The sequence below is a fragment of the Saccharopolyspora sp. genome (genome assembly GCF_017434145.1).
Classification (GTDB): domain Bacteria; phylum Actinomycetota; class Actinomycetes; order Mycobacteriales; family Pseudonocardiaceae; genus Saccharopolyspora_C; species Saccharopolyspora_C galaxeae.
This window is the reverse complement of the sequence record NZ_JAFRFW010000945.1, coordinates 1-1,657: the sequence shown is the minus strand read 5'-3', so window position 1 is coordinate 1,657 and position 1,657 is coordinate 1. Positions and strand designations below refer to the sequence as shown.

General features: G+C 69.0%; 2 protein-coding genes. One reads left to right on the top strand and one right to left on the bottom strand.

Annotation, left to right across the window (positions count from 1 at the left end; genetic code table 11):
• Positions 1-62 precede the first annotated feature (62 nt).
• Complete coding sequence (locus IJH84_RS25490; RefSeq protein WP_295149874.1) at positions 63-1,043, bottom strand: LacI family DNA-binding transcriptional regulator; 981 nt, start codon at positions 1,041-1,043, stop codon at positions 63-65.
• Positions 1,044-1,145: 102 nt separating this feature from the next.
• On the opposite strand from IJH84_RS25490, the gene IJH84_RS25485 reads away from it, so the two are divergent.
• A partial coding sequence (locus tag IJH84_RS25485; RefSeq protein WP_295149872.1) for an alpha/beta hydrolase fold domain-containing protein occupies positions 1,146-1,657 on the top strand: 512 nt, incomplete at its 3' end.

Genomic DNA, 1,657 nt, shown 5'->3' with positions numbered 1-1,657 from the left:
GCGTGAAAGTTGGGCTGGCGTGAAAGTTGGGCTGCGGCGAAAACGGGGCTGGCTCGGAAGGGCTAGGCCAGGGCCGCGGTCGTCCGGCCGGTCCGCAGGGCTCCGACCAGCATCACCGTGCTCACGGTCGGCGCCCGGCCGTCGAGCAGGGCCAGGAGCAAATCGGCGGCGGCTTCGCCGGAGTCCCGGAACGGCTCGGCGACCGTGGTGAGTGAAAGCGCCTCGGCAACGCGGCCGCCGTCGAACCCGGAGAGCGAGATGTCTCGGGGCACCGACAACCCCTGAGCCCGCAGCACGTCCAGAACCCGCACGGCGACGTCGTCGTTGTTGGCCGCGATCGCGGTGGCCCGGCCGCGTTCCAGGGCCTGCGGCAACTCGCCCGCGGTCACGTCGACCAGAGTCAGTGAACCACCATGCCGCTGCAAGGCTTCACCGACCCCTTGCGAGCGCAGGATTCCCGCGGAAGCGTAGTCGAACGAGACTGTGCCCTCGTGCGCGAACAGCACTTCGCGGTGGCCCAGCCGGGCCAGGTGCTCGCCGACCAACCGGCCGCCGTGCACATCGTCGAAACGCACGCACGGCAACCGGGGGCTTTCCGCGTCCAGGATCACGGTGGGGAACCCGTTCCGGAGCACGGCGTCTTCCGCTTTTTCGGAGAGCGGAGTGCCCATCACCACGACGCCGTCGAGGTCGCCGCGGATCGGCAAGGCGTCGAGGATCGGGGCTTCAAGCGTGTTCGTCGACGGCAGGTCGTGGATCACTACTTCGACGCCGGCCGCGGTGCAGCGCGCCAGCAGCCCGTTGAGCCGTTCGTAGTAGCTGGGCCACGCGGAGAACGGTGCCGCCGCCACGATCCGGCGGCTGCCGGTGCGTGCCGGGTGCGCCCCGGACCGGTAGCCTTCCGCCTCCGCTGCCTCGGCTACTTTCCGCCGGGTCTCCGGACTCACCCGGTGCGGGTGGTTGATGGCGAGCGAAACCGTGGAAATGCTCACGTTCGCCCGCGAGGCAACGCTGTAGATCGTCGCTCTCGGAGTGCTCTGCATAAGCCCAGTCTAGAGGAGCGCGGTCTTCCCGGGACCGTTGCCAAGCCGGAATCGGAGTCGTATAGTTGACTTCGATCGAAGAACTTCGATGAGGGGATCGCTGTGGATACCGAAACCATTTCCGGGCTGGAAGCCGGCGTCGTCGACTGGCTGCGCCAAGAACGCGAGGTCCGCAGCTCGCTGGGCATGCTGGACGAGCCGGACGAAACTGCAGCCCCGATGCCCTTCGACCAGCAACGCCGGGCCGCGGTGCTGCTCGGCGACCGACTGGCCCGGCGGACCGCGTTGCCGGTCGACCCCGCGGTGCAGATCACCGAGATCCCTTTGCCGACGGCTGGCGGCGAATCCTTCGGCCGGGTTTACGAACCGCCGAATGCAGGTGCCGTGGTGCCGACCCAGTTGTTCCTGCACGGCGGCGGGTTCGCCTTCGGCAGCGCGCGGGAGCTGGTCAACGACGCTTTGCTGTCCGCCCGGGCCGCGGCGACCGGCATCCGCATCGTCTCCTACGAATACGAATTGGCGCCCGAGCACCCTTACCCGGCGGCGCGCGACGGCAGCGTGCTCGCGTTCCAGTACCTCCACGGGCACGCCGCTGACCTCGGCATCGACGCCGG